This window comes from Lactiplantibacillus paraplantarum (assembly GCF_003641145.1).
Taxonomy (GTDB): Bacteria; Bacillota; Bacilli; order Lactobacillales; family Lactobacillaceae; genus Lactiplantibacillus; species Lactiplantibacillus paraplantarum.
On sequence record NZ_CP032744.1, the window covers coordinates 1,290,311 to 1,313,150 of the forward strand.

The window sequence follows — 22,840 nt, forward strand, 5'->3', positions numbered from 1 at the left end:
ATTACTCCTTTGGGTTATTTATGACGTTCAAATAGTAAGTGTTCAAATTCTGGTAAGATCAGACGGTCAAGGGCCGTTTGGCAGGCGTTGGTTGAGCCTGGTAAGCAGTAACAGAGCTGGTTACGGTTATTAAAGCCCGCTTCAGCCTTGGATGCTAGGGCCCGGGTGCCGATTTCCGCAAAGGATAGTTCACGGAAGGCTTCCCCAAAACCAGGAATCATGGTTGACAATAAGGGCGTCAGCGCTGCAATGGTCACATCGCGTTGTGCAATGCCGGTGCCGCCGTTGATGATAATTAGGTCTGGGCCCAGTTGTTCGAAGACCAGAAATTGTTGCTGAATATCAACAATATCATCGATAACGACGTGTCGCGCCATTACGGTGACCCCGTGATGTTGTAGCCGTTCGGCAATTAGTTTTCCGGATTTGTCAGTGTTTAGATTACGCGTATCACTGACTGTTAAAATACAAGCACGACTCATTTGATAGGGACCTCCAATACGGATTTTAAATGTAATTGTAAGCGGTTAAACATCGCGGTGGCCGCGTCCAGATCGGGGATGTTGTATAACATGACTTTGCCATTCTTGAAGATACTGATTGGTCGCTCTTCCCACTTGAAACTAATAAAGCTGGCGTAACTTTTAATACCGAACTGGCGGTCAAGTAGCCAGTCAGTAATAGCTGCTAAGTCCGGTTTTTGAGGTAACCGGGCCTGATAAGTCGCGGTGCCACAGAGTACTTGAACGGGATTAGTTATTGGTGCGGTGGTCAAGTCCCAGTCGGTGCGTTGGCACGTTGGACAGTTGGAATTCTTATGCACGTGAAACGTTTGCTGTGATAGCTGCCAGTTATCGATCGTGGTCAGTTGCTCAAAATTAACGCTAGTGGGTGCGACCAAGTAATGGAGGGCTAGTGAGACTTGTAAGCCAGCTATGATCGAGATGAGGGCGGTGTTGACGCCAATTAAGTCGCAGTCCGTTTGTTGTAGCGCTTCAAGGTTCGGGTAGACACAGTTCAAGCAGGCGTGCTGCCAGGCGCGGATGGGCATTACTGTCCCAAATGTTCCGGCACAACTGGCAAAGATATAGTCGAAGCGTTCAACGAGCGCCGCACGGTTGATCAGGATCCGAGTGCCGTAGTTATCCAAGCAATCCAAGACTAGGTCAAACGTTAAGCTTTGCAACAGATCGCCATCTAAGGCGGCGGGGTAGGTCGTAATCTCGACATGATGATTGATGGCCTGTAAGTGGCTTTTAGCGGCATCGACCTTCAGGGCCTGGTTGTGAACGTCTGCTTCAGTGAACAAAGCCTGGCGTTGTAAGTTGGTTAGCGACACCGTATCTGGATCGACGAGAATCAAGTGGCCCACGCCGGCACGAACGAGCTGTTCGGCAGCATAACTGCCAAGCGCGCCGACACCGACAATCAAAATCGTGGCAGCGTTGATCCGGCGTTGACCGTCGCGACCAATCACCGTGACGCGTTCTTGACGGTCGTAACGATTAAGCATGTGCTCATCTTCTTTCATATTAAATTGGTGTGTTGTGCCTCGCTATTTCGCCTAGTCACTATCGGGTATGGTAGTGAAACGTGGGCCAAATGATGCGTGACAAATTAGTCACGTCAACTTAAAAAATATAGGTGTTTCCCTAGTCGAAGTATAACAAAACGCCTGCTACCATAGATATTAGGGAAATGGCTTACTTTTAATTGGAGCCGTTTAATTGTGATAAAGGAGGTCTTATCGGTGAAAAAATCCCGTTTCTTTAAAAATGTCGAAAAGTTCAACGGTACGTTCACTCAGCTGGAAGAAAATAGCCGGCGATGGGAACGCTTGTATCGTGAGCGCTGGTCCCATGACAAAGTTGTTCGTACGACACACGGGGTCAATTGTACGGGTTCGTGTAGCTGGAACGTGTACGTTAAGCAAGGCATTATCACTTGGGAACATCAAGCAACTGATTATCCAGAATGTGGCGCAAACATGCCGGGCTATGAGCCCCGGGGGTGCCCACGGGGGGCGAGCTTTTCGTGGTATGAATACAGCCCAGTGCGGATCAAATATCCATATATTCGCGGAAAACTCTGGCAACTGTGGACCGAGGCCAAGCAGACGCATGATAATCCGTTAGCAGCCTGGGCCAGCATTGTCGAGGACCCAGCTAAAACTAAAATTTATAAATCGGCGCGGGGGCATGGTGGCATGGTTCGGGTTCACCGACCAGAGGCACTTGAATTAATTTCGGCCATGTTACTCTATACGATCAAAACATATGGTCCAGACCGGCTGGCCGGCTTTACGCCGATTCCGGCTATGTCGATGATTAGTTATGCTTCGGGGGCCCGCTTTATGTCGCTACTCGGTGGTGAGATGTTGAGCTTCTACGACTGGTATGCGGACTTGCCACCGGCTTCACCACAAGTTTGGGGTGAGCAGACTGATGTTCCTGAATCAGCGGACTGGTACAACAGTCAGTATATTATGATGTGGGGCTCCAACGTGCCATTGACGCGGACACCGGATGCGCACTTTATGACTGAAGCGCGGTATCATGGCGCTAAGATTGTCGCGGTCAGTCCGGACTACGCTGAAAATGTCAAGTTTGCGGATAACTGGTTAGCCCCACATCCGGGTTCAGATGCCGCCTTGGCACAAGGAATGACCCACGTTATTTTGCAAGAGTTTTATCAGAATAAACAAACGCCTGAATTTTTGAACTATGCCAAACAATATACGGATTTACCATTCATGGTCATCTTAAAGCCGAGTGCGGCTAATTCAAATGATTATACGTCCGGGCGTTTCATGCGGATCTCTGATTTACAAGGCACTGACACGGTCGCCAATGCCGAATGGAAACCGGTCGTCTATGATCGCAATCAAGCTAAGGTCGTGGTTCCCAATGGGACGATCGGTCAGCGTTGGGAAGCCGGTCAGCAGTGGAATTTGACACTCAAAGACGCTGATGGTCAGGCAATTGATCCGCAGTTGAATATTACGGCGGAACAACAAGTCACGATTGACTTTCCAACCTTCGACGCCGACGGAAACGGGGTTCTCAAACGACACGTGCCAGTGCAAACGGTTACTTTTGCGGATGGTAGTCAACGGTTGGTGACGACCGTTTACGAGCTGATGTTGGCCCAGTATGGGATTGATCAAGGCAACCATGATCAATTGGCTGCCAGTGGTTATGATGATGCTAATAGTCGTTATACACCAGCTTGGCAAGAGACGGTGACGGGTGTTAAAGCTAGTCTAGTCGTTCAAATTGCCCGTGAATTCGCCCAAAATGCGTTGGATACTGGTGGCAAGACAATGGTCATCATGGGTGCCGGTATCAATCACTGGTTCAATTCCGACATGACCTATCGTTCAATTATCAATAACTTGATGTTATGTGGCTGTGAAGGGGTATCCGGTGGTGGCTGGGCCCACTATGTTGGTCAAGAAAAGTTGCGGCCACAAGAAGGCTGGGGCGCCATTGCATTTGCCAATGACTGGCAAGCTGGCGGTGCCCGCCAACAAAACGGGACCTCGTTTTTCTACTTCGCATCCGATCAGTGGAAATATGATGAATTGGATAATGAAGCGCAGAAGTCACCCGTTAGTGCGTCCAAGCATGCTTATGAACACGCGGCTGATTATAACCAGTTGGCAATTCGACTGGGTTGGCTGCCGTCCTATCCACAATTTGATCGCAGTTCGTTAGCCTTTGCTAAGGAATATCAATCGACAGATATCAATGAAATTTCACAGCACGTCGTCGATGAACTCAAGAGCGGTCAGTTACACTTTGCTGCTGAGAATCCAGACGCCAACCAGAATCAACCCAAGGGTCTCTTTATTTGGCGTTCGAACCTCTTCACATCGTCTGGTAAGGGTCAAGAATACTTTATGAAACATTTGCTGGGTGCTGAAAATGGCCTGTTAGCGAAGTCTAATAGCCGTTGTCAACCTGAAGAAATGGTTTGGAATGATGATACGGTCACTGGTAAATTAGATTTGGTCATCGATATGGATTTCCGGATGGTGGCGACGCCGATGTATTCAGACGTGGTCTTACCAGCTGCAACGTGGTATGAAAAGGCTGACTTATCCTCAACTGATATGCATCCGTTTATCCACCCGTTCAACGCGGCAATTAATCCGATGTGGGAATCCAAGAGTGATTGGCAACAATTTAAGACCCTGGCGAAGACTTTCTCAACGATGGCTAAAAAGTATTATCCAGAACCGCAGTATGATTTAAAGACGCAACCACTCGGCCACGATTCAAAGGGCGAAATTAGCCAGCCACTGGGTGAAATTCGTGATTGGAAGAAGGGGGAAATCGACGCGATTCCTGGACAGACCATGCCCGCTTTGTCATTAATCAAACGGGATTACACTCAGGTTTATGACAAGTACATTGCGTTAGGACCGAACGCGCGTGGTAAGGAAGGCGGCCTGGGCTTCAGTTATGATGTCACGACTGAATACGATGAGCTTAAGGATATTTTAGGGGTGTATGATCGCGGTGTGAATGCCGGTTGTCCAAAGTTAGATCAAGATAAACGCGTTGTCGATGCCATCTTGCACATCTCGAGCACGTCCAACGGGCACGTTGCCAAAAAGGCTTGGGCCAACGCGGAAACTGTCACTGGCCGGTCTTTGAGTGATATCAGTGCTGGTCGGACTGAAGAACAAATGTCCTTCAAGAGTATTACGGTTCAACCGGCGGAGGCGATTCCAACGCCCATCTTCACCTCGGCAAAGCATGATGGTGATCGTTACTCACCATTTACCGTCAATATTGAACGGCTAGTGCCATTTCGGACTTTGACTGGCCGGCAACAGTTCTACCTGGATCATGAAATCTTCCAGGAATACGGGGAAAGTTTGGCTAATTATAAGCCAACACTGCCACCACAAGTTATGGCACCTGGTGATACGGAAATCGCACCGGCCGATAATGAACTGACATTGCGGTATATGACGCCACATGGTAAATGGAATATCCACACGATGTATTATGATAATCTTGAAATGTTGACGTTATTCCGGGGCGGGCCGAATGTTTGGCTCAGTCCAGTGGACGCTGATAAAGCCGGCATCAAAGATAACGATTGGTTGGAAATCTACAATCGTAACGGGGTCGTGACTGCCCGGGCGGTCGTTTCCCACCGGATGCCAGCGGGGGCCATGTACATGTATCATGCGCAAGACATGGAAATCCAAGAACCGTTGTCAACGATTACGGGTAATCGGGGTGGCTCGCATAATGCGCCAACCCAAATTCATGTGAAACCAACCCAAATGGTCGGTGGTTATGGTCAGTTGAGTTATGGTTTCAATTATTATGGCCCAATCGGTAATCAACGGGACCTGTACGTGAACGTACGGAAGTTAAAGAAGGTGAACTGGAATGAAGATTAAAGCACAAATTGGGATGGTCTTAAACCTTGATAAGTGTATTGGTTGCCATACCTGTTCGGTCACTTGTAAAAATACTTGGACCAATCGTCCTGGGGCAGAATACATGTGGTTTAACAATGTCGAGACCAAACCCGGTGTCGGCTACCCGAAACGCTGGGAAGATGAAGATCACTATAAAGGTGGTTGGGAGTTGAACAGTAAAGGTAAACTTCAACTCCGAGCAGGTAATAAGGTCAATAAGATCGCACTCGGAAAGATTTTTTATCAACCTGATATGCCAGAATTGGACGACTATTATGAACCATGGACGTATGATTACCAAACCTTATTCGGACCTGAAAAGGCCCATCAACCAGTTGCACGCGCGACGTCGCAGATTACTGGATTAAAGATGGATCTTAAGACGGGCCCCAACTGGGATGATGATTTAGCAGGATCACCTGAATATTTCAAAGCGGACCCGAACATGGAAAAGATAGAGACCGATATCAAAGCGAACTTTGAACAGGCCTTCATGATGTACCTCCCACGTCTATGTGAACATTGCTTGAACGCACCATGCGTGGCGTCATGTCCTTCTGGGGCGATGTATAAGCGTGATGAAGACGGTATCGTCTTGGTTGATCAAGAACGGTGCCGCGGCTGGCGTTTTTGTATGACGGGTTGCCCTTATAAGAAGGTCTACTTCAACTGGAAGACCCATAAGGCTGAAAAATGCACGTTCTGTTATCCACGGATCGAAGAAGGTGAACCGACCGTCTGTGCCGAGACTTGTGTCGGTCGGATCCGGTATATCGGCGCCATGTTGTATGACGCTGATCGGGTCGAAGAAGCGGCCGAAACGCCTGAGGAAGACCAATTATACCAAGCACAGTTAGATTTGTTCTTGGACCCCAATGATCCAGACATCATTGAACAAGCGTTGGCGGATGGCATCTCTGAAGAAATGTTGGAAGCTGCTCAGAATTCGCCGATTTACCGGATGGCTGTCGAAGAAAAGATCGCTTTTCCACTTCATCCTGAATATCGGACGATGCCTATGGTTTGGTACATCCCACCATTGTCACCAGTCATGAATTATTTTGAGGGCCGCGATTCGATCAAAGATCCTGAGATGATTTTCCCAGGAATTGATGAGATGCGCATTCCAGTTGATTATTTGGCTAGTTTACTTACGGGTGGCAACGTCCCGGCAATCAAGGGTGCCCTCTACAAGTTAGCCATGATGCGGCTGTACATGCGGGCTAAGACCGGTGGCAAGGACTTCGACGCGGCTAAATTACAACGCGTTGGCTTGACTGAGAACACGGCGACATCACTTTATCGCTTGCTGGCGATTGCCAAGTACGAAGACCGTTTTGTGATTCCGCAAAATCACAAGGAACAAGTGGAAGATGCTCAGAGTGAACAGGGTGGCTTAGGTTATGACGAATGTGCTGGCTGCGCGTTAGCACCACAGCATGGCAGTATGTTCAAGAAGGCCGAAGCTGGTGAATCGACCAATCAAATTTACGCAGAAAGTTTCTACGGGGGGATTTGGCGTGATTAATTTTAAACAGTTAACAACGATGCAACCCGCGCTAGTCACTTTGTCGCGGTTGATCGACTATCCTGATGAGACGACGTTCACTACGGCTACCCGTCAGAATATCGTCATGGGCTATCCGGCGACTGCTCAAAGAGCCAAATTGTTGGCGACATTCGATGAATTAGCCGCCCAACCGTTATTAGCGCAACAGGCCCACTATGCTGGCTTATTTGAGATGAACAAGCGCTACACCCTCTATATGAGTTTTTACAAGATGACGGATTCCCGGGAACGGGGGACCATCTTGGCGAAGCTCAAGATGATGTATGAAATGTTTGGGCTGACGACGGTTAGTAGTGAGTTAGCGGACTTCCTGCCGCTGCTGCTGGAATTTCTAGCGTACGGTCACTTTGCAGACGATCCGCGACAACAGGATATCAAGCTGGCTTTTCAAGTCATTGAAGATGGCACCTATACGATGTTACAAAATGCAGCGGCCGAATTGGATGATCCATACTTTCGGTTGTTACAAGTCGTACGGGCGGAATTACGGACGTGTGTGGAAACGGGGGTCGCGGCATCATGAAAGATTTCTTTTCCGTAGTACTGTGGGTGATCTACCCGTATGCCATGTTATTATCGTTCTTCGTGGGGACGTTTGTGCGGCTGAAATTTTATCCGGCTAGCGTCACGGCAGTTTCCAGTGAAATGCTGGAGAAGAAAAAACTGATGATTGGGGCCATCACTTTCCACGTGGGGATCATCTTAGCCTTTTTTGGGCACATCTTAGGGATTCTGATTCCGAAAGCCTTTACGGACTTTTTGGGAGTTTCAGATGAGATGTATCATATGTTCGGTTCTTTAATGATGGGGACTGGGGCCGGGGTTTTAGCCCTTGCCGGGATGATTATTCTGACGTACCGGCGATTTACCAATGTCCGGGTGTTTGTCACCAGTTCTTGGAGCGATTTAATGGTCAACGTGGCGTTGTTGATTACGATCATCTTAGGATTGGCTTCAACGCTATCCGGTCCTTTACATCCGGCGTTTGATTACCGGACAACGCTCTCAGTGTGGGCGCGCTCATTGTTCTATCTTCAACCGAAATGGTGGTTGATGGCAACGGTGCCGTGGATTTACAAGACGCACGTTATTTGCGGCTTAGCAATTTTCGGCTTCTTCCCATACACGCGGTTGATTCACGCGATTGCAATTCCTTACCAGTACTTCTATCGGCGTTACATCGTTTATCGGCGGCGGCCACGAGTTTAGTGCGCCATTGCGAACTTTAAGCAAAAATGGTTTTTACGGCACGGATGGTGTGGTGAAAACCATTTTTTAGTTACAGCGATTTGCCCTGGTGGTTCAAGTTGTGGGCTGACTGCCGAAATCGCGGGCATAATCAGTGGTAATTTGGAACGCACAGATACAACTCCAAGGGGATATGTGCCAATTCGTTTTGGGGTGTTTCCCTAATAGGATTTGCAGTGGTGGGGTGCTATGCTGAATTTAATGAAGTGAATGGTGAAAGGAGTTTCGTCATGGCTAAGTTTAACTTTACGCTGAACGCTGCGCGGATGGACGCGAGTGGGCACTATGATTTTCAAAATGTGTTTGAATTTCCAGATTTTATTGAAATGCGGCCAACTTTGCGAGCAGCGGTACGGACGGTGGCTCGGGAGGCTTTTGAGCAGCCCGTATTGCCGGTGAAGGTGGAACGGATGACGACATCGCTGGAAGAACAATTAGAGCGTGAGACGCGCAAGTATGAGCGGCAAATCGGTGTTTATGATAATCAAAAGAATGAACGCAATCAGCTTGTACGGTTATTCACGCAGATTTTACAGGCCATCAGCCGAAGTGACGAAATTACTGAGGAACTGGAAGACATTATTTATGCCGTCAATCAAACTCGTCTGAGTCTGATTGGGCTGCCAGCACTTGAAGGTACTGGCGAGCTATACGATGCCGACCGCGATCGTGAACTGATTGCGGGGACGTACTATCATTTTGTGACCCGTCTGTTAGTACGGCCGTATTTACGCGATATACAGGGTGACTTGGTTCCAGAGAACGTCACGGCGGCTGGCCGCCACTTAGTTGTCCGGATGACCACGTATGCTTACCGCGATTGGGACGCGTACCTGGTCCATGAATACGATGAACAACATCTGATCAAAAATGAGAAGGGGCTGACGAATGCAGCGTATTATGACAAGCTGGAAGCGGTCGAATTAAAGTATGCTGATCATATTTATGCCGAGGTGTTGGCCGATACTTATCAGGAGTTTGTGAAGGTGTTAGTCCCTGATCAGCTGGAACGTTTTGAAATCATGTCGAGTGACTTATGGCCGTTATTGGCTAAGAATCCGGGGATACGCATTCGATTGGCCGCCATTGTCAATCGTCATTTTAAGTTGGACCAGGATGGCTATGAGCACGTGATGGACGCGCCCCTGCAAGAAATCAAACAAAAATACCAATTTTATCGTGAAAACTTTAGTTGAGGAGGCAGTTGCTGATGACTGTAGATGCACAGTTAGGTACCGAGGCGTTTGAAAAAGTGATCTTTATGCTCGACGTCGTCCCGACCAAGGACAATATCCAGGAATTTGCCATGCAAGGTAACTTGTACCCGGAACCAATCGATGAGACCGCGTGGGCGTTGCCGGGCTACCTGTCAGATGACTACAATATCTTCTTAGTCTTCGCCCCGAACGTCTTAAATCATTGGACCGTGACGTGCGCGCAAGTGACTATTGAAAACGGGCACGACATCACTGAAATGAGCAACGTTGTCCCGACCGGCACTGGTATGAATGCGGTGGCCCATGCCAGTAAGGCGGGGGCCATCGAACTATTGGCCTATTTTAAGACCTTGGAAGCCAATGGACTAGGACACTTTGATGATGAAGTCTGGCAGTATGTGTAGCGCGAAGGTTGGCAAAAATCTGTAAATTGTGATAACAAATATCGTAGTTGTTCGGTAGTCGTAATGGGCTGATTATTGAACAACTATTTTTATGTAATAAATGAAAATGTGGTTCGCATCAATATTAATTCTAGCTTGTATTTTTGTTTCAATTAAATACTTAATTAATTGCTTTTCAGTTGCGGCGGTCACCGTAATATCAAGATTACCTTGAACGTCGTCATGGCATAACATAATATCAAAGCTGCCAAGGCTAAGGCGATTCGATTCAGTACATTTAGAAAAGATTTGTGCGGTCCTGGATTGTCAGCCAGGTGACATAGTTACGTTGCTGATAAGTAGTGGTTGTCAAACATAAGAAATTCTTATTAAATTCACAGGCACAAACTATTTTACCTTCTTTGACTAATTTGATAGACTTAGGTTAAGAAAGTTGAGGTGACTGATTGAGATGGCTAGTCATAGGCAAATGATTGACAAACTAGTGTGGCGTTGTTACTAGCGCAGTCTGCGTTAGTAACGATTCACTAACTCAATTTTAATCTTAGCTCGGAAAAAGTAACGAGTAGTCAATTTTTAGGTGAAAGAGGGATTTTATGAACAATTTTCAAAATGACCCACAACCACGGACCATTAATACCCAAGTTGGCCTCCGTAGTTTCTTAACTAAAATGTATGGGTTTATGACAATCGCCGTGTTAGTTTCGGCCTTTACCGTTTACTTAGCGATGACCACGTTCCAAGCACAAATTAATGCCGCCTTTTCACAACACCCATTCATTTTCTTGATGATCTTCATTGTTAGCATGTTTGCGATGATTGGGGGCATTCAAGTCAATGCGACGCGCAACCCCGCGATGAGCTTCACCTTACTGATGCTCTTTGCCATCATCTTTGGGGTTGAAATGTCAGTGACCTTGTCCTTATACACGGGTGCCGTTATCACCGGTGCGTTCGTTGCGGCTGGGGCCGTATTTGCGACCATGGCGGTGATTGGGACGACGACTAAGCGTGATATTTCACGTATTGGGACGCATTTGATTGCAGCCTTAATCGGGTTGTTCGTCGCTTCACTGGTCAACATGTTCTTACAAAGTGCCATGATTAGCTACATCTTTTCATACATTGGTGTACTGATCTTCGCCGGTTTATCCATGTGGGACGCTAACCGGATGCGCGATATGTATTTACAATACGGTGACCGAGTCTCATCGACTGGGTTAGCTGTTACCGGGGCCTTACAATTATACTTGGACTTCGTTAACTTGTTCCTCTACTTTGTCCAAATCTTCGGTGGCTCAAGCCGTGACTAATCATTAAGATAATTATTAAGGATTATGACCAAGACGTCATAATCCTTTTTATTTACCAAAAATCTGTCATTTCACGGGTTTTCGGTGGACCGAACTCCCGTTTTACTTAATTGTTTGGTACAATTATAAGGGTAATTAACTAGTCGTTCGGCCTGCACTGGTTGGCGCTGAGAATCAGGCGACCGACCCGATGGTGTTCATGGCCTGACCAACGGATTTTTCATAAAAGCGATGATTTGAATTAAGAGATGGGAGCAAACTAATGGCAAAAAAATTATTATTGATTGACGGTAACAGTGTGGCATTTCGAGCGTTCTTTGCGTTGCATAGCCAACTGGAACGGTTCGTAAATCCAGACGGCCTGCATACCAACGCCATTTATGGCTTCAACACAATGCTTGACCACATGATCAAAGCAGTCGAACCCACGGATATGTTAGTGGCTTTTGATGCGGGCAAGACCACGTTTCGAACAGCCATGTATGATAATTACAAGGGCGGCCGGGCCAAGACCCCCAGTGAGTTTTCTGAACAAATGCCGTACATCAAGCAACTTTTGGATGCGTACGGTATCAAACATTACGAATTAAAAGATTACGAAGCCGATGACATTATCGGCACACTGGCTGGTCAAGCGGATCAAGCCGGTTACACGACGACCGTCGTCACTGGTGATCGGGATTTGACCCAGTTGACGACCGAGCATACCACGGTGGCCGTGACCGTTAAGGGTGTTTCTGAAGTGGAGCGCTATACGCCGGCCCATGTTGAAGAAAAGTTGGGGATTACACCGGCACAAATCATTGACATGAAGGGGTTGACTGGTGATACCTCGGATAACTATCCGGGCGTTACTAAGGTTGGTGAAAAGACCGCTCTAAAATTACTCAAGCAATATGGCACGATGGAAGGTATTTATGAAAATATCGACGCCATGAAGCAGAGTAAGATGAAGGAACACTTGATTGAAGATCGCGAACAAGCAGCCCAAGCCAAAGTTTTGGCAACTATCAAACGAGATGCGCCCATTGACGTTCAGTTGACGGATTTAACGTATGCTGGCCCAGACCTTGATCAGTTGGCAGCATTTTATCAGACGATGGACTTTCAATCGTTTTTAAAGAAATTACACCTACAGTCTGATGAACCGGCAACGCCAATCGATTACACTGTCTTGACTAAAGATAATCTGGCGGAATTGCAACAATTGACTGACCACGTGGACTTTTACTTGGAAATGCCAACGCCGAATTACCACACGTCAGCTTTCGCTGGTTTTGCCATCGGTGCGGATGGTCATTGGTACATCAGTCGTAATGTAGAATTATTAATGCAACCGACTGTGGCTGACCTCTTGAGTAGCACAACGATTGCCAAGGACGTTTTTGATATGAAACGCACGACGGTCGGGCTTAATCGTTTGGGTATTCAGCTAGGCAAAGTCGATTTTGATCTCTTACTCGTTTCATACTTATTAGATACGAATGATAATAGCAACGACCTTGGTAGTTTAGCCGAACAACATGGTTATACTGATTTGCCGAGTGACGAAACCGTCTATGGTAAGGGCGTTAAGCGCGCTATTCCTGAAGATGACGATGTCTTCTTTAGCCATCTCGCTCGGAAATTGGCTGCGATTGCCGATTTGAAACCACAATTATTAAAGGAATTGGCAGCTAATGAGCAGGACCAACTGTACGATGATATTGAAAAACCGATGGCCAATGTCTTAGCTCAGATGGAAATCGCCGGCATTACGGTCGACAGCAGTCGACTTAAAGCGATGGGTAGTCAGTTTACAGAACGCTTGAGTGAAATTGAACAGACGATTTATCAAGAAGCCGGTGAAGAGTTTAATATTAATTCACCTAAGCAACTGGGTCACATCTTGTTTGAAGAGATGAAACTGCCTGTGATCAAGAAAACCAAGACAGGGTATTCTACGGCCGTGGACGTTCTGGAAAAGTTAGCACCAGAAGCCCCAATCGTGGCTAATATTTTACAGTATCGTCAGATTTCGAAGATTCAATCAACCTACGTTGTTGGCTTGCTAGATGCCATTCATTCTACGGATCAAAAGGTTCATACGCGTTACTTGCAAACGTTGACCCAAACGGGCCGGTTATCGTCCGTTGATCCAAACTTACAAAACATTCCGGTGCGCTTGGAAGAAGGCCGTAAGATTCGGCAAGCCTTTGTCCCTAGTCATGAAGGCTGGCAAATCTTCTCGTCTGACTACTCGCAAATCGAATTACGGGTGCTCGCGCATATTACTAATGACGAAAATATGCAGGCCGCCTTTAAAGCGGGCGATGATATTCACGCCGCAACGGCCATGCGAATCTTTCACTTGAATTCAGCTGAAGAGGTGACGCCAAATATTCGGCGGCAAGCCAAAGCGGTTAACTTTGGAATCGTCTATGGGATTAGTGATTATGGCTTGTCACAAAATATCGGCATTACTCGTAAACAAGCTCGCAGCTTCATTGACGCTTACTTCAAAGAATATCCGGGTGTCAAAAAGTATATGGATGAAATCGTGCAAACGGCGAAGGAACAAGGTTATGTGGAAACTATCTCACATCGGCGCCGGTACTTGCCAGATATTAACTCCAAGAGCTTCAATCAGCGTTCATTTGCTGAACGGACGGCCATGAACACGCCTATCCAAGGGAGTGCGGCTGACATCATCAAGATTGCGATGATTAAGATGCAAGATAAGTTACAAGCAGCGGGTTTGAAAGCAACCATGTTGCTACAAGTGCACGATGAATTGATTTTTGAAGCACCAAAAGAAGAAATTCCAGTTTTAGAAAAATTAGTGCCAAGCGTGATGGATTCTGCCGTACAGTTAGCCGTGCCGTTGAAGGTTGAGAGCCACTACGGTGATACTTGGTACGATACAAAATAGGGGGAACCACCATGCCTGAATTACCTGAAGTTGAAACTGTTCGTCGCGGTTTGAATCGCCTAGTTAAAGGGGCGACGATTGCTAACATTGATGTGTTTTGGCCAAAAATCATTAATAATGATGTCGACAGTTTCAAACAGCGTTTAGCCAACCAAACGATTCAAACTATTGATCGACGTGGTAAGTATTTATTGTTCCGTTTTAGCAATGGTCTGACGATGGTGTCGCATTTGCGGATGGAAGGCAAGTACAACGTTGTGCCACGTGGTGAAGATCAAGGTAAACATACGCACGTGGTCTTTCATCTGACCGATGATCGCGATTTACTATATAACGATACGCGTAAGTTCGGGCGAATGACGCTCGTGCCGACCGGTGAAGAAAACACGGTGGCGGGATTAAAGACAATTGGCCCGGAACCGGTTGCTGAGCAGTTAACGATGGCCTATATGACAGCTACTTTTGGTAAGTCGAAAAAGATGATCAAGCCATTATTATTGGATCAAAGTAAGCTTGCGGGCATCGGAAATATTTATGCGGATGAAACACTATGGATGAGCAAAATTCACCCAATGCGGCCCGCAAATTCGCTAACCGCCGATGAGATTGCAACGTTGCGCCAAAACATTATTGATGAAATGGCGATGGCAATCAAAGGCCATGGGACCACCGTTCATTCATTTTCAACGGCGTTTGGTGAAGCCGGTCAGTTCCAAAATCACTTACACGTCTATGGCCGTGAGGGTGAGCCTTGTGAGCGGTGTGGCACGATTATTGAGAAGATTAAAGTGGCTCAGCGGGGAACGCATTTTTGTCCGCTGGAACAGCAGTTATAGGTGGTCAGGATGACAAAATTGATTGGATTGACTGGTGGCATTGCGACTGGCAAGTCGACCGTTTCAAAATTATTAGCGGCCAAGTTGCCAATCGTTGATGCTGATAAAATCGCGTGGCAAGTTGAAGGGCCCGGCCAACCGACGACCCAAAAGATTGCGGCGTATTTTGGACAACAAGCAGTACTAGCAGACGGTCAGCTGAATCGACCATGGCTCGGGCAGTTGGTGTTCAATGATCCACAAGCTTTACAAGCGTTAACCGCAATAACACGGTTGCCGATTCAATACGCGATGTTCGAAGCAATCGTGGCAGCAAATCAGCACCAACCGGCCGCAATTATTTTGGATATTCCATTGTTGTTTGAAAGTGGCTGGCAGCACATTTGTGATCAGGTGCTGGTCGTAACAGCACCACCGACCGTGGTATTGCAGCGGTTAATGGCCCGTAACCACTTATCACAACAGGCGGCCCAAGCGCGAATTGACAGCCAGATGCCACTGGCACAGAAGGTCGCCCAAGCCGACGTGGTCATTGATAACGGGGCTAACATTGATAAAACTGAAGCTGCCGTGTTAAAATGGCTGAAAACTATTACTAATTAAATAAAAACTGATTATTAGTTGTTACAAGGGGTGAGAAGTCTATGCAATGTCCACATTGTCATCATAATGGCTCCCGCGTGGTTGACAGTCGACCAACTGATGATGGTCGCGTAATTCGACGACGGCGGGAATGCGAAAACTGCGGGTTCCGGTTCACAACATTTGAACGGGTCGAAGCCACGCCGTTATTAGTCATTAAGAAAAATGGTGCCCGCGAAGAATTCAATCGTGAAAAAGTCTTGCGCGGAATTATTCGCTCGGCCGAGAAACGGCCCGTTAGCATGGAAACCATGACTGGAGTCGTTGATGATGTTGAAAATAAGGTCCGGTCACTGGGTGAAAATGAAATTTCGAGCCAAGTTATCGGCGAGTACGTCATGGAGCAGCTGGCGGATATTGACGAAATTTCGTACATTCGTTTTGCTAGTGTCTATCGGCAATTCAAGGATATGCACGTCTTCTTGAATGAACTCCAAGATATGATGGAGCGTGATAAGGTCAAACTGGCAAAACCGTCAGCGAAGACGACCCACGCACCTAAACGAAAAAAAGATTAGTGAAAAAGAATGGTGAACAACATGCCAAATGATAAACCCTTAACGCCCAAGACTGGATTAGTGGTCCCGCAAGCACCAGCGCTCAGTGCGGCACAACAAGCTGTATTGGCGGAATTATACTTGCCGTTGATGGGACCGTTGGCATATAGCTTGTACGCGGCGTTACGCAGCTTGCAGAGTAGTGAGAATGAACTAAGTAATCGGCGCAGCCACGCGGAACTTCTCGGTATTTTAAATGTTGATTTGCCGGCGGTGTTAGCGGCTCGGCGCAAGCTAGAAGCAACTGGCTTGTTGCGCAGCTATTATCAGCAAGACGAATTGGGTGTTGTGTACATTTATCAGTTACAAGCACCATTACTGGCGTTGCAGTTTTTTGCGGATGATTTATTGAGCGTCCTATTGTTAGACACGGTTGGTGAATTACGCTATCAGCAACTTGCCAGTGACTTTTCAGCGCAGCCGATTGATTTGACGGCTGCTAAAGATGTGACGGCAAATATCTTAGATGTCTTTCATGTTGATAGTCAAAAAGTCACGACACCACCGCTTTCAGTGCAAAAAGTTCGTGCCCAACTGGCGGCTAATGAACCGGCCGAAGACCATTCGCCCGTGCTCAGTGACGATGACTTTGACTGGCAACTGTTAGGGCAAATCTTGAAGCAGAACTATGTTGATCTCAAACAGGTTGCGAGTTCACGGCAACTGATCATTACGGAAAGTCGGGTCTACGGCATCAGTGAGATTGAGATGGCCAAGTTAATCAGCGAAGTGGCTAGTTTGACAACGGGTCAGTTTGATGAAAATCAATTGAAACTATTAATTGCGCGGCGCTATGAACGGCCGGCAGTTCCGAGTCAACAAGTCGCAACGGAAGTATCGGTTGCAACCTCGGCCATTAAGGATACCAAGACTTCAGCGCAACTCTCAACGGCTGAGCAGCAACTCGTGACGTATGCCAAACAAGTGGCACCGTATGAGTTCTTGACAGCCTTGAAGCAAGAAAAGCATGGTTTTGTAACGAGTGGTGAGAATCGATTGGTCCATGATTTGATTGGTCGGGGCGTATTGCCTAATGCTGTCATCAACATGGTGATCTACTATTTGTTACAAAATCGGGAGTTAGCTGCCCTTAATCGTAATCTGCTAGAAACCGTTGCTAATGATTGGCAACAGCACGGCATTACGACGCCGGAAGCAGCTTTGATATACTTGAGGCAACGTAAACAGCCGAAATCAACACCGACACGGCGCAAGAACAATCGACCGACGCGTAAGGAGATTATGCCAAGGTGGGCCCAACAACAGCAACAGACTGAGCGTGGTAAGCAACCAGCTCAGACCGGCAAACAAATCACTGCTGCCCAACGCAAACAGCTTGCTGATCGACTAGCAAAGCTTGAGACAAATTCGGAAAAGGAGGACTAAAACATGGAGAATATCTCAGAAACACTCCGGACGTTAATGAATCGGAAAAACTTGAATCATCGGTATGAGGCGTTAATGACAGCTGTGTACCAAGATCCAGATGTTCGTCAGTTTTTAGCCGCTCATCAAAACGAATTATCTTCGGATGCGCTAGAACGTTCAGCGGCTAAATTATATGAATTTTGTGAAGAGAAACGTAAAATTGCGCGGCATGAACCGACACAAGCACCGGGGTATCAGCCTGCATTAGTGATGAGTAATCATTTGATTGACATTGCTTATCAGCCAACACCACAACTTCAAAAGCAACAAGCTGCTCATGAATTACAGCAACGAGTTCGCTCGATTAGTATGCCGAAAAACATTCAGACGGCAGACTTGAAGACGTACGATCAAGATGGTGACCGGGCGACAGCATTAATGGCAGCACTTGATTTTATTGATGCCTATACCCAAGCGCCCAAGCGTTTTCACCGGGGCTTATATCTCTACGGATCATTTGGTGTCGGTAAGACTTATTTACTTGGTGGGATGGCGAACGCGTTGGCTGCTAAGGGTTTCAATACGACCTTGATTCATTTTCCGAGTTTTGCGGTCGAGATGAAGCGCTCGATTAGCAATAATACGTCGGCAGATAAGGTCGATGCGATTAAACGGGCCCCAATTCTCATGATTGATGATATCGGGGCCGATTCCTCGTCGACCTGGATTCGTGACGATGTGCTCGGAGTTATTCTGGAGTATCGAATGCAAGAGGAATTGCCAACTTGTTTCTCGTCCAATTTTTCGATGCAAGAATTGCAAGATGGTTACTTAACACTCTCACAAAAGGGTGACGAAGAACCAGTCAAAGCGCAGCGAATCATGCAACGGGTACGTTACCTTGCGAGTGAGATTGAGATGGTCGGTCGTAATCGACGACTCAATCCCGATGCTTAAAATCAATAGTTGACTTTTAGTTTAAAAGTGGTTTAATGAAAACAGATGCAAAAGACACGCTTTGTTTACCATGGATTACAGAGACCAAGACCTTGTTCTGGAAGTCTTGGACCGGATATACGAAGATACCACTTTTGTGAATATGCTCAATTGAGCCGGAACGCTTCCGTTATTAGCGCTAATGAGTCAGTGTCTTTGATGACGCTGAAAAATCGGGTGGAACCACGTCAATGACGTCCCTAATGCTAGTTCAGTCTGGCATTAGGGACTTTTTGTCGTCCCGGCGCGGTGTTTTGGTGAGTGGGTAAATTTTAAGGAGAGTGTCAAGTATATGGCAAGTATTAATGTTAAGTTCCCAGATGGTGCTGAAAAGCAATTTGATGCCGGCGTAACGACGGAAGCAATTGCAAAGTCAATTAGTCCTTCATTGGCTAAACGGTCGGTTGCTGGTAAGTTCAACGATCAGATCGTGGACTACCGCCAACCACTGACAACCGATGGTAGTATCGAAATTATCGCTGCTGATAGCGAAGACGGCCTCAACGTTTTACGGCAAACGGCTGCCCAAGTATTAGCTAACGCCGTTAAGCAACTATTCCCTAACATTCATTTTGGGAGTGGTGAAGGGAATGCCAACGGTTTCTTCTTTGATACCGACAATCCTGACGAAGATGGTAAACAAGTCAGTGAAGATGATTTGGAAGCCATCAGTGATAAGATGGCTGCAATTATCAAGCAAGATTTACCAATCGAACGCGAAGTCTTATCAAAGGCCGATGCTTTAGCTTTAGTTGGTGACAACCCTTACCAACAAGACTTAGTTAACGAACGGGCCGCTGCCAACAACGATCAAGTCGTTGTTTACAAGCAAGGGGACTTCGTTGATTTATCTGACGGTGCCCAGTTAGCCTCTACTGGGAAAGTCAAAGTCTTCAAGTTATTGTCCGTTGCTGGGGCATACTGGCAAGGTAAGTCCAGCAATCCAATGTTACAACGGATTTATGGGACGGCCTTCTTAAAGCAAAAAGATTTAGATGCTGACCTCAAGCGGCGTCAAGAAGCCCGCGAACGTGATCACCGGGTCATTGGTAACGAATTAGACTTATTCTTCGTTGATCCTAAGGTCGGCAATGGCTTGCCTTATTGGATGCCAAATGGTGCAACGATTCGTCGTCAAATCGAACGTTACATTATCGATAAGGAAGTCGCAAATGGTTACCAACATGTGTACACGCCAGTCTTAGCTAACTTGGACGTTTACAAGCAATCTGGTCACTGGGAACACTACCGTGAGGACATGTTCCCACCAATGGACATGGGTGACGGCGAACAATTGGAATTACGGCCAATGAACTGCCCATCACATATCCAGATTTACAATCATCACATTCGCTCATACCGTGAATTACCATTGCGGATCGCTGAACTTGGGATGATGCACCGTTACGAAAAGTCTGGCGCCTTAACTGGATTATCACGGGTTCGTGAAATGACTTTGAATGATGGTCATACTTTCGTTGCGATGGATCAAATCGAAGAAGAATTCAAGAAGATTCTGAGCTTGATGGTTGAAGTATACGAAGACTTTGATATTTCTGATTACCGGTTCCGTTTGAGTTACCGTGATCCTGAAAACAAGGAAAAGTACTTCGATGATGATGCCATGTGGGAACGCAGTCAAAAGATGTTGAAGTCCGCTATGGATGATATGGGCTTGGATTACTTCGAAGCTGAAGGTGAAGCTGCTTTCTACGGTCCTAAGTTAGATGTTCAAACTAAGACGGCCCTTGGTGGTGAAGAAACCTTATCAACTATCCAATTGGATTTCTTGTTACCAGAACGCTTTGACCTGAAGTACGTTGGTGCTGATGGTGAAGAACATCGTCCAGTGATGATTCACCGTGGCCTGGTTTCAACTATGGAACGGTTCGTCGCTTACTTGACTGAAATTTACAAGGGTGCCTTCCCAACTTGGTTAGCGCCTAAACAAGTAACGATCATCCCAGTTAACAATGGTGCACACGGTGCCTATGCTGAAACCGTTCGTCGTCGTTTGGCGGCTGAAGGTGTGCGGGTAAGTATCGATGATCGTAACGAAAAGATGGGTTACAAGATTCGCGAATCACAAACGAAGAAGGTCCCATACTTGTTAGTTGTCGGTGACCAAGAAGTTGCTAACGGGAGTGTTTCAGTTCGGAAGTACGGTGAAGAACGGACTGAATCCGAAGCCGTTGACATGTTCATTGGTGCCATTACGCAGGAAATCAAGCATTACAGTCGTGGTGCTAGCAAATAAATTAACGACCAATCCGATCAATTAAGATTGATGGGTTGACAAGGGCCGTTGTTCTTGTTAATATATTGGAGTTGAGAAAAAAAGCAGAAGCACCCGCTTCTCGCCTTGGTGACTAACGTTATCGGGCAGATGAACGATGAATTGATTCCCATTAACGGGGTTGAGCGGGCGTATTATGTGCCCGCTCTTTTTGTGAATTTCTCTAAAATTTTTCGGAGGTGAATTACCATAGCTAAGGATTCAATGGTTAATGACGGCATCCGTGCTCGCGAAGTACGTTTGATCGCCAGCGATGGTGAACAATTAGGTGTCAAGTCACGACAAGAAGCAATGCAGATTGCTGAAGACGCTAGTTTAGATCTAGTATTGGTTGCGCCGAAAGCGAAACCACCCGTTGCCAGAATTATGGATTATGGGAAGTACCGTTTCGAGCAACAGAAGAAGGATCGGGAAGCCCGTAAGAAGCAAAAAGTGGTCAGCATTAAAGAGGTCCGCTTGAGCCCAGCTATCGACACCAATGACTTTAACACGAAGCTGAAACACGCTGAAAAGTTCTTGTCAAAAGGTGACAAGGTTCGCGTCTCCATCCGGTTTAAGGGCCGCGCTATTACCCATAAGGATATTGGTCGCCAAGTCTTAAATCGAATGATCGAAGCTACTAAGGAATTTTCAACGGTCGAAGCCTATCCTAAGATGGACGGCCGTAGCATGTTCCTAGTGCTAGCACCAAAAACAGACAAGTAATTTCTAGGAGGATTATTGATTATGCCAAAACAAAAGACAAACCGCGCTGCTGCAAAGCGTTTCAAGGTAACTGCTAAGGGTAAGATTAAGAGCGCCAACGCTTTTACTAGTCATCGTTTCCATGGTAAGACTAAGAAACAACGTCGCCAATTACGTGGTACGGCTATTATTGAAAAGCCAATGGTCAAGACATACCACAAGTTATTACAAAAATAATTCACAACGTTTTAGTTAAATCTAGGAGGAAATAACATGGCTCGAGTAAAAGGTGGAACTGTAACACGTAAACGTCGCAAACGGATTTTAAAATTAGCTAAAGGTTACCGTGGTGCTAAGCATATCCAATTTAAGGTTGCTAAGGACCAAGTAATGAAGTCATACGAATACGCCTTCCGCGATCGTCGCCGGCGTAAGAGTGACTTCCGTCGTCTTTGGATTGCCCGGATCAACGCGGCAGCCCGGATCAACGATATCAGCTACAGCCAATTAATGCACGGTTTGAAGTTAGCTAACGTTGACGTTAACCGTAAGATGTTAGCTGATTTAGCTGTTAACGATGCGGATGCTTTCAAGGCATTGGTTGACACTGCTAAAAAGGCGCTTGCTTAATTTAAAACTTAATTAGGGCGTTGGCTCTAATGTTTGAAAGATCGTCATCCTGAATGGGTGGCGATCTTTTTTTATCTTGCCGATTTACTGATGAATACACGATATCCGGGTTAAGTTGGTTCGGCATGTTACTGACCTTACTGAATGGTGAAATTGATTTAGCACTCCGTTGTGATATAGTAATAATGTAAGCGGATACTTATACGCTGATTAATTGTTTGGCTGGCTAGGAAGCTTTGGAGAAGGGGTGTCATCATGGCAACGGTTTTACCTAAAGCAGTTAAAGTCTGGATGGGTGCCAATATCTTGCAGATTGAATTTGATAATGGGGAGTTTCGATATCTACGCACGCATTTCATTGACGACTACATTTCTGCGTGGTCACCCAAAAAAGGTAAGGGGAAGCGGCGCAACTTGTGGCTAATGCCATCTTGGGAATGGTTGGGAGCCAATGCTCGGATTGAACCGGATGGCACCGTCGTGTTGTTTGAAAAAGATGTTTATACGGCCCAAGAACTTTGGCATAATAGTGTGATGCGAATTGACTTGGTCTCCGGTGTGCACTGATTCATAAAAGATGATATTAAACAAAAGAATGGACTTGGTCATTTGACTGAGTCCATTTTTGGTGCTGTTTGGAGATTACGTGGATAACGGAGTGAGTGGGGGTCATTTGGTGCACGATCCTGATTTGCGGAAAGCGAGCGTGATTTCTGATCGGTCAA

At 46.5% G+C, this 22,840-nt stretch carries 21 protein-coding genes and 1 other annotated feature; of the genes, 19 read left to right on the plus strand and 2 right to left on the minus strand.

Annotation, left to right across the window (positions count from 1 at the left end):
• Window positions 1-14 precede the first annotated feature (14 nt).
• Together LP667_RS06180 and LP667_RS06185 are read right to left on the minus strand one after the other, a co-directional pair.
• Entirely contained in the window at window positions 15-482 is a 468-nt protein-coding gene (locus tag LP667_RS06180; protein WP_021731745.1) for a MogA/MoaB family molybdenum cofactor biosynthesis protein, read from the minus strand.
• Window positions 479-1,513 (minus strand): HesA/MoeB/ThiF family protein, encoded by a 1,035-nt coding sequence (locus LP667_RS06185; RefSeq protein WP_033609481.1) that lies wholly within the window; start codon window positions 1,511-1,513, stop codon window positions 479-481. Before LP667_RS06185 ends, LP667_RS06180 begins: the two co-directional genes overlap by 4 nt.
• A 237-nt stretch (window positions 1,514-1,750) precedes the next feature.
• Here LP667_RS06185 and LP667_RS06190 point away from each other — a divergent pair, with 237 nt between their 5' ends.
• The 19 genes from LP667_RS06190 to LP667_RS06280 all read left to right on the plus strand — a co-directional run bounded on the left by LP667_RS06190 (window position 1,751) and on the right by LP667_RS06280 (window position 22,682).
• Window positions 1,751-5,422 carry a nitrate reductase subunit alpha gene (locus LP667_RS06190; protein WP_021731743.1) on the plus strand — a complete coding sequence of 1,224 codons (3,672 nt, stop codon included), beginning with the start codon at window positions 1,751-1,753 and terminating at the stop codon, window positions 5,420-5,422.
• Window positions 5,412-6,971, plus strand: a complete 1,560-nt coding sequence (gene narH / locus LP667_RS06195) for a nitrate reductase subunit beta (RefSeq protein WP_011101444.1) — start codon at window positions 5,412-5,414, stop codon at window positions 6,969-6,971. Before LP667_RS06190 ends, narH begins: the two co-directional genes overlap by 11 nt.
• Window positions 6,964-7,536: a nitrate reductase molybdenum cofactor assembly chaperone gene (narJ, locus tag LP667_RS06200; protein WP_021731741.1), complete on the plus strand. Its 573-nt coding sequence runs from the start codon at window positions 6,964-6,966 to the stop codon at window positions 7,534-7,536. The genes narH and narJ overlap by 8 nt, the downstream gene beginning before the upstream one ends.
• Entirely contained in the window at window positions 7,533-8,222 is a 690-nt protein-coding gene (gene narI / locus LP667_RS06205; RefSeq protein WP_021731740.1) for a respiratory nitrate reductase subunit gamma, read from the plus strand. The genes narJ and narI overlap by 4 nt, the downstream gene beginning before the upstream one ends.
• A gap of 269 nt (window positions 8,223-8,491) precedes the next feature.
• Window positions 8,492-9,457 carry a hypothetical protein gene (locus LP667_RS06210; protein WP_021731739.1) on the plus strand — a complete coding sequence of 322 codons (966 nt, stop codon included), beginning with the start codon at window positions 8,492-8,494 and terminating at the stop codon, window positions 9,455-9,457.
• 14 nt (window positions 9,458-9,471) lie between these two features.
• The gene (locus tag LP667_RS06215; RefSeq protein WP_021731738.1) at window positions 9,472-9,882 is read left to right on the plus strand and encodes a hypothetical protein; all 411 of its coding nucleotides are present in this window, start codon (window positions 9,472-9,474) and stop codon (window positions 9,880-9,882) included.
• A 286-nt stretch (window positions 9,883-10,168) separates the two neighbouring features.
• A complete protein-coding gene (locus LP667_RS17010; protein ID WP_225351109.1) occupies window positions 10,169-10,240 on the plus strand; it encodes a hypothetical protein in 72 nt (23 codons plus the stop codon).
• Between the two features lie 238 nt (window positions 10,241-10,478).
• The gene (locus LP667_RS06225; RefSeq protein ID WP_021731736.1) at window positions 10,479-11,195 is read left to right on the plus strand and encodes a Bax inhibitor-1/YccA family protein; all 717 of its coding nucleotides are present in this window, start codon (window positions 10,479-10,481) and stop codon (window positions 11,193-11,195) included.
• Window positions 11,196-11,457: 262 nt separating this feature from the next.
• Window positions 11,458-14,106, plus strand: a complete 2,649-nt coding sequence (gene polA / locus LP667_RS06230) for a DNA polymerase I (RefSeq protein WP_056988311.1) — start codon at window positions 11,458-11,460, stop codon at window positions 14,104-14,106.
• 11 nt (window positions 14,107-14,117) lie between these two features.
• A complete protein-coding gene (mutM, locus tag LP667_RS06235; RefSeq protein ID WP_021731734.1) occupies window positions 14,118-14,942 on the plus strand; it encodes a bifunctional DNA-formamidopyrimidine glycosylase/DNA-(apurinic or apyrimidinic site) lyase in 825 nt (274 codons plus the stop codon).
• 9 nt (window positions 14,943-14,951) lie between these two features.
• The gene (gene coaE / locus LP667_RS06240) at window positions 14,952-15,545 is read left to right on the plus strand and encodes a dephospho-CoA kinase (RefSeq protein ID WP_021731733.1); all 594 of its coding nucleotides are present in this window, start codon (window positions 14,952-14,954) and stop codon (window positions 15,543-15,545) included.
• Window positions 15,546-15,586: 41 nt separating this feature from the next.
• Window positions 15,587-16,102: a transcriptional regulator NrdR gene (nrdR, locus tag LP667_RS06245; RefSeq protein WP_003640274.1), complete on the plus strand. Its 516-nt coding sequence runs from the start codon at window positions 15,587-15,589 to the stop codon at window positions 16,100-16,102.
• 21 nt (window positions 16,103-16,123) lie between these two features.
• Window positions 16,124-17,527: a replication initiation and membrane attachment family protein gene (locus LP667_RS06250; RefSeq protein ID WP_021731732.1), complete on the plus strand. Its 1,404-nt coding sequence runs from the start codon at window positions 16,124-16,126 to the stop codon at window positions 17,525-17,527.
• A 3-nt stretch (window positions 17,528-17,530) separates the two neighbouring features.
• Window positions 17,531-18,466, plus strand: coding sequence for a primosomal protein DnaI (dnaI, locus tag LP667_RS06255; RefSeq protein WP_021731731.1), 936 nt, complete (start codon window positions 17,531-17,533; stop codon window positions 18,464-18,466).
• Window positions 18,467-18,797: 331 nt separating this feature from the next.
• Window positions 18,798-20,762, plus strand: coding sequence for a threonine--tRNA ligase (thrS, locus tag LP667_RS06260; protein WP_056988310.1), 1,965 nt, complete (start codon window positions 18,798-18,800; stop codon window positions 20,760-20,762).
• A gap of 75 nt (window positions 20,763-20,837) precedes the next feature.
• Window positions 20,838-20,961, plus strand: a sequence feature (ribosomal protein L20 leader region).
• Window positions 20,962-21,005: 44 nt separating this feature from the next.
• Window positions 21,006-21,506 (plus strand): translation initiation factor IF-3, encoded by a 501-nt coding sequence (gene infC / locus LP667_RS06265; RefSeq protein ID WP_003640278.1) that lies wholly within the window; start codon window positions 21,006-21,008, stop codon window positions 21,504-21,506.
• A 21-nt stretch (window positions 21,507-21,527) separates the two neighbouring features.
• Complete coding sequence (gene rpmI, locus LP667_RS06270; protein ID WP_003638526.1) at window positions 21,528-21,722, plus strand: 50S ribosomal protein L35; 195 nt, start codon at window positions 21,528-21,530, stop codon at window positions 21,720-21,722.
• Between the two features lie 36 nt (window positions 21,723-21,758).
• Complete coding sequence (rplT, locus tag LP667_RS06275; protein ID WP_021731729.1) at window positions 21,759-22,115, plus strand: 50S ribosomal protein L20; 357 nt, start codon at window positions 21,759-21,761, stop codon at window positions 22,113-22,115.
• Between the two features lie 255 nt (window positions 22,116-22,370).
• On the plus strand, window positions 22,371-22,682 hold the full coding sequence (locus LP667_RS06280) for a hypothetical protein (protein WP_021731728.1): 312 nt from the start codon (window positions 22,371-22,373) through the stop codon (window positions 22,680-22,682).
• Window positions 22,683-22,840: the final 158 nt, after the last annotated feature.

Coding starts and splice junctions, on each gene's coding strand:
- coaE (WP_021731733.1), top strand. CDS start 14,952: ATGACAAAATTGATTGGATTGACTGGTGGCATTGCGACTGGCAAGTCG.
- LP667_RS06280 (WP_021731728.1), top strand. CDS start 22,371: ATGGCAACGGTTTTACCTAAAGCAGTTAAAGTCTGGATGGGTGCCAAT.
- LP667_RS06215 (WP_021731738.1), top strand. CDS start 9,472: ATGACTGTAGATGCACAGTTAGGTACCGAGGCGTTTGAAAAAGTGATC.
- rplT (WP_021731729.1), top strand. CDS start 21,759: ATGGCTCGAGTAAAAGGTGGAACTGTAACACGTAAACGTCGCAAACGG.
- rpmI (WP_003638526.1), top strand. CDS start 21,528: ATGCCAAAACAAAAGACAAACCGCGCTGCTGCAAAGCGTTTCAAGGTA.
- LP667_RS06225 (WP_021731736.1), top strand. CDS start 10,479: ATGAACAATTTTCAAAATGACCCACAACCACGGACCATTAATACCCAA.
- thrS (WP_056988310.1), top strand. CDS start 18,798: ATGGCAAGTATTAATGTTAAGTTCCCAGATGGTGCTGAAAAGCAATTT.
- narI (WP_021731740.1), top strand. CDS start 7,533: ATGAAAGATTTCTTTTCCGTAGTACTGTGGGTGATCTACCCGTATGCC.
- LP667_RS06180 (WP_021731745.1), bottom strand. CDS start 482: ATGAGTCGTGCTTGTATTTTAACAGTCAGTGATACGCGTAATCTAAAC.
- polA (WP_056988311.1), top strand. CDS start 11,458: ATGGCAAAAAAATTATTATTGATTGACGGTAACAGTGTGGCATTTCGA.
- LP667_RS06250 (WP_021731732.1), top strand. CDS start 16,124: ATGCCAAATGATAAACCCTTAACGCCCAAGACTGGATTAGTGGTCCCG.
- LP667_RS06210 (WP_021731739.1), top strand. CDS start 8,492: ATGGCTAAGTTTAACTTTACGCTGAACGCTGCGCGGATGGACGCGAGT.
- narH (WP_011101444.1), top strand. CDS start 5,412: ATGAAGATTAAAGCACAAATTGGGATGGTCTTAAACCTTGATAAGTGT.
- mutM (WP_021731734.1), top strand. CDS start 14,118: ATGCCTGAATTACCTGAAGTTGAAACTGTTCGTCGCGGTTTGAATCGC.
- nrdR (WP_003640274.1), top strand. CDS start 15,587: ATGCAATGTCCACATTGTCATCATAATGGCTCCCGCGTGGTTGACAGT.
- infC (WP_003640278.1), top strand. CDS start 21,006: ATGGTTAATGACGGCATCCGTGCTCGCGAAGTACGTTTGATCGCCAGC.
- LP667_RS06185 (WP_033609481.1), bottom strand. CDS start 1,513: ATGCTTAATCGTTACGACCGTCAAGAACGCGTCACGGTGATTGGTCGC.
- dnaI (WP_021731731.1), top strand. CDS start 17,531: ATGGAGAATATCTCAGAAACACTCCGGACGTTAATGAATCGGAAAAAC.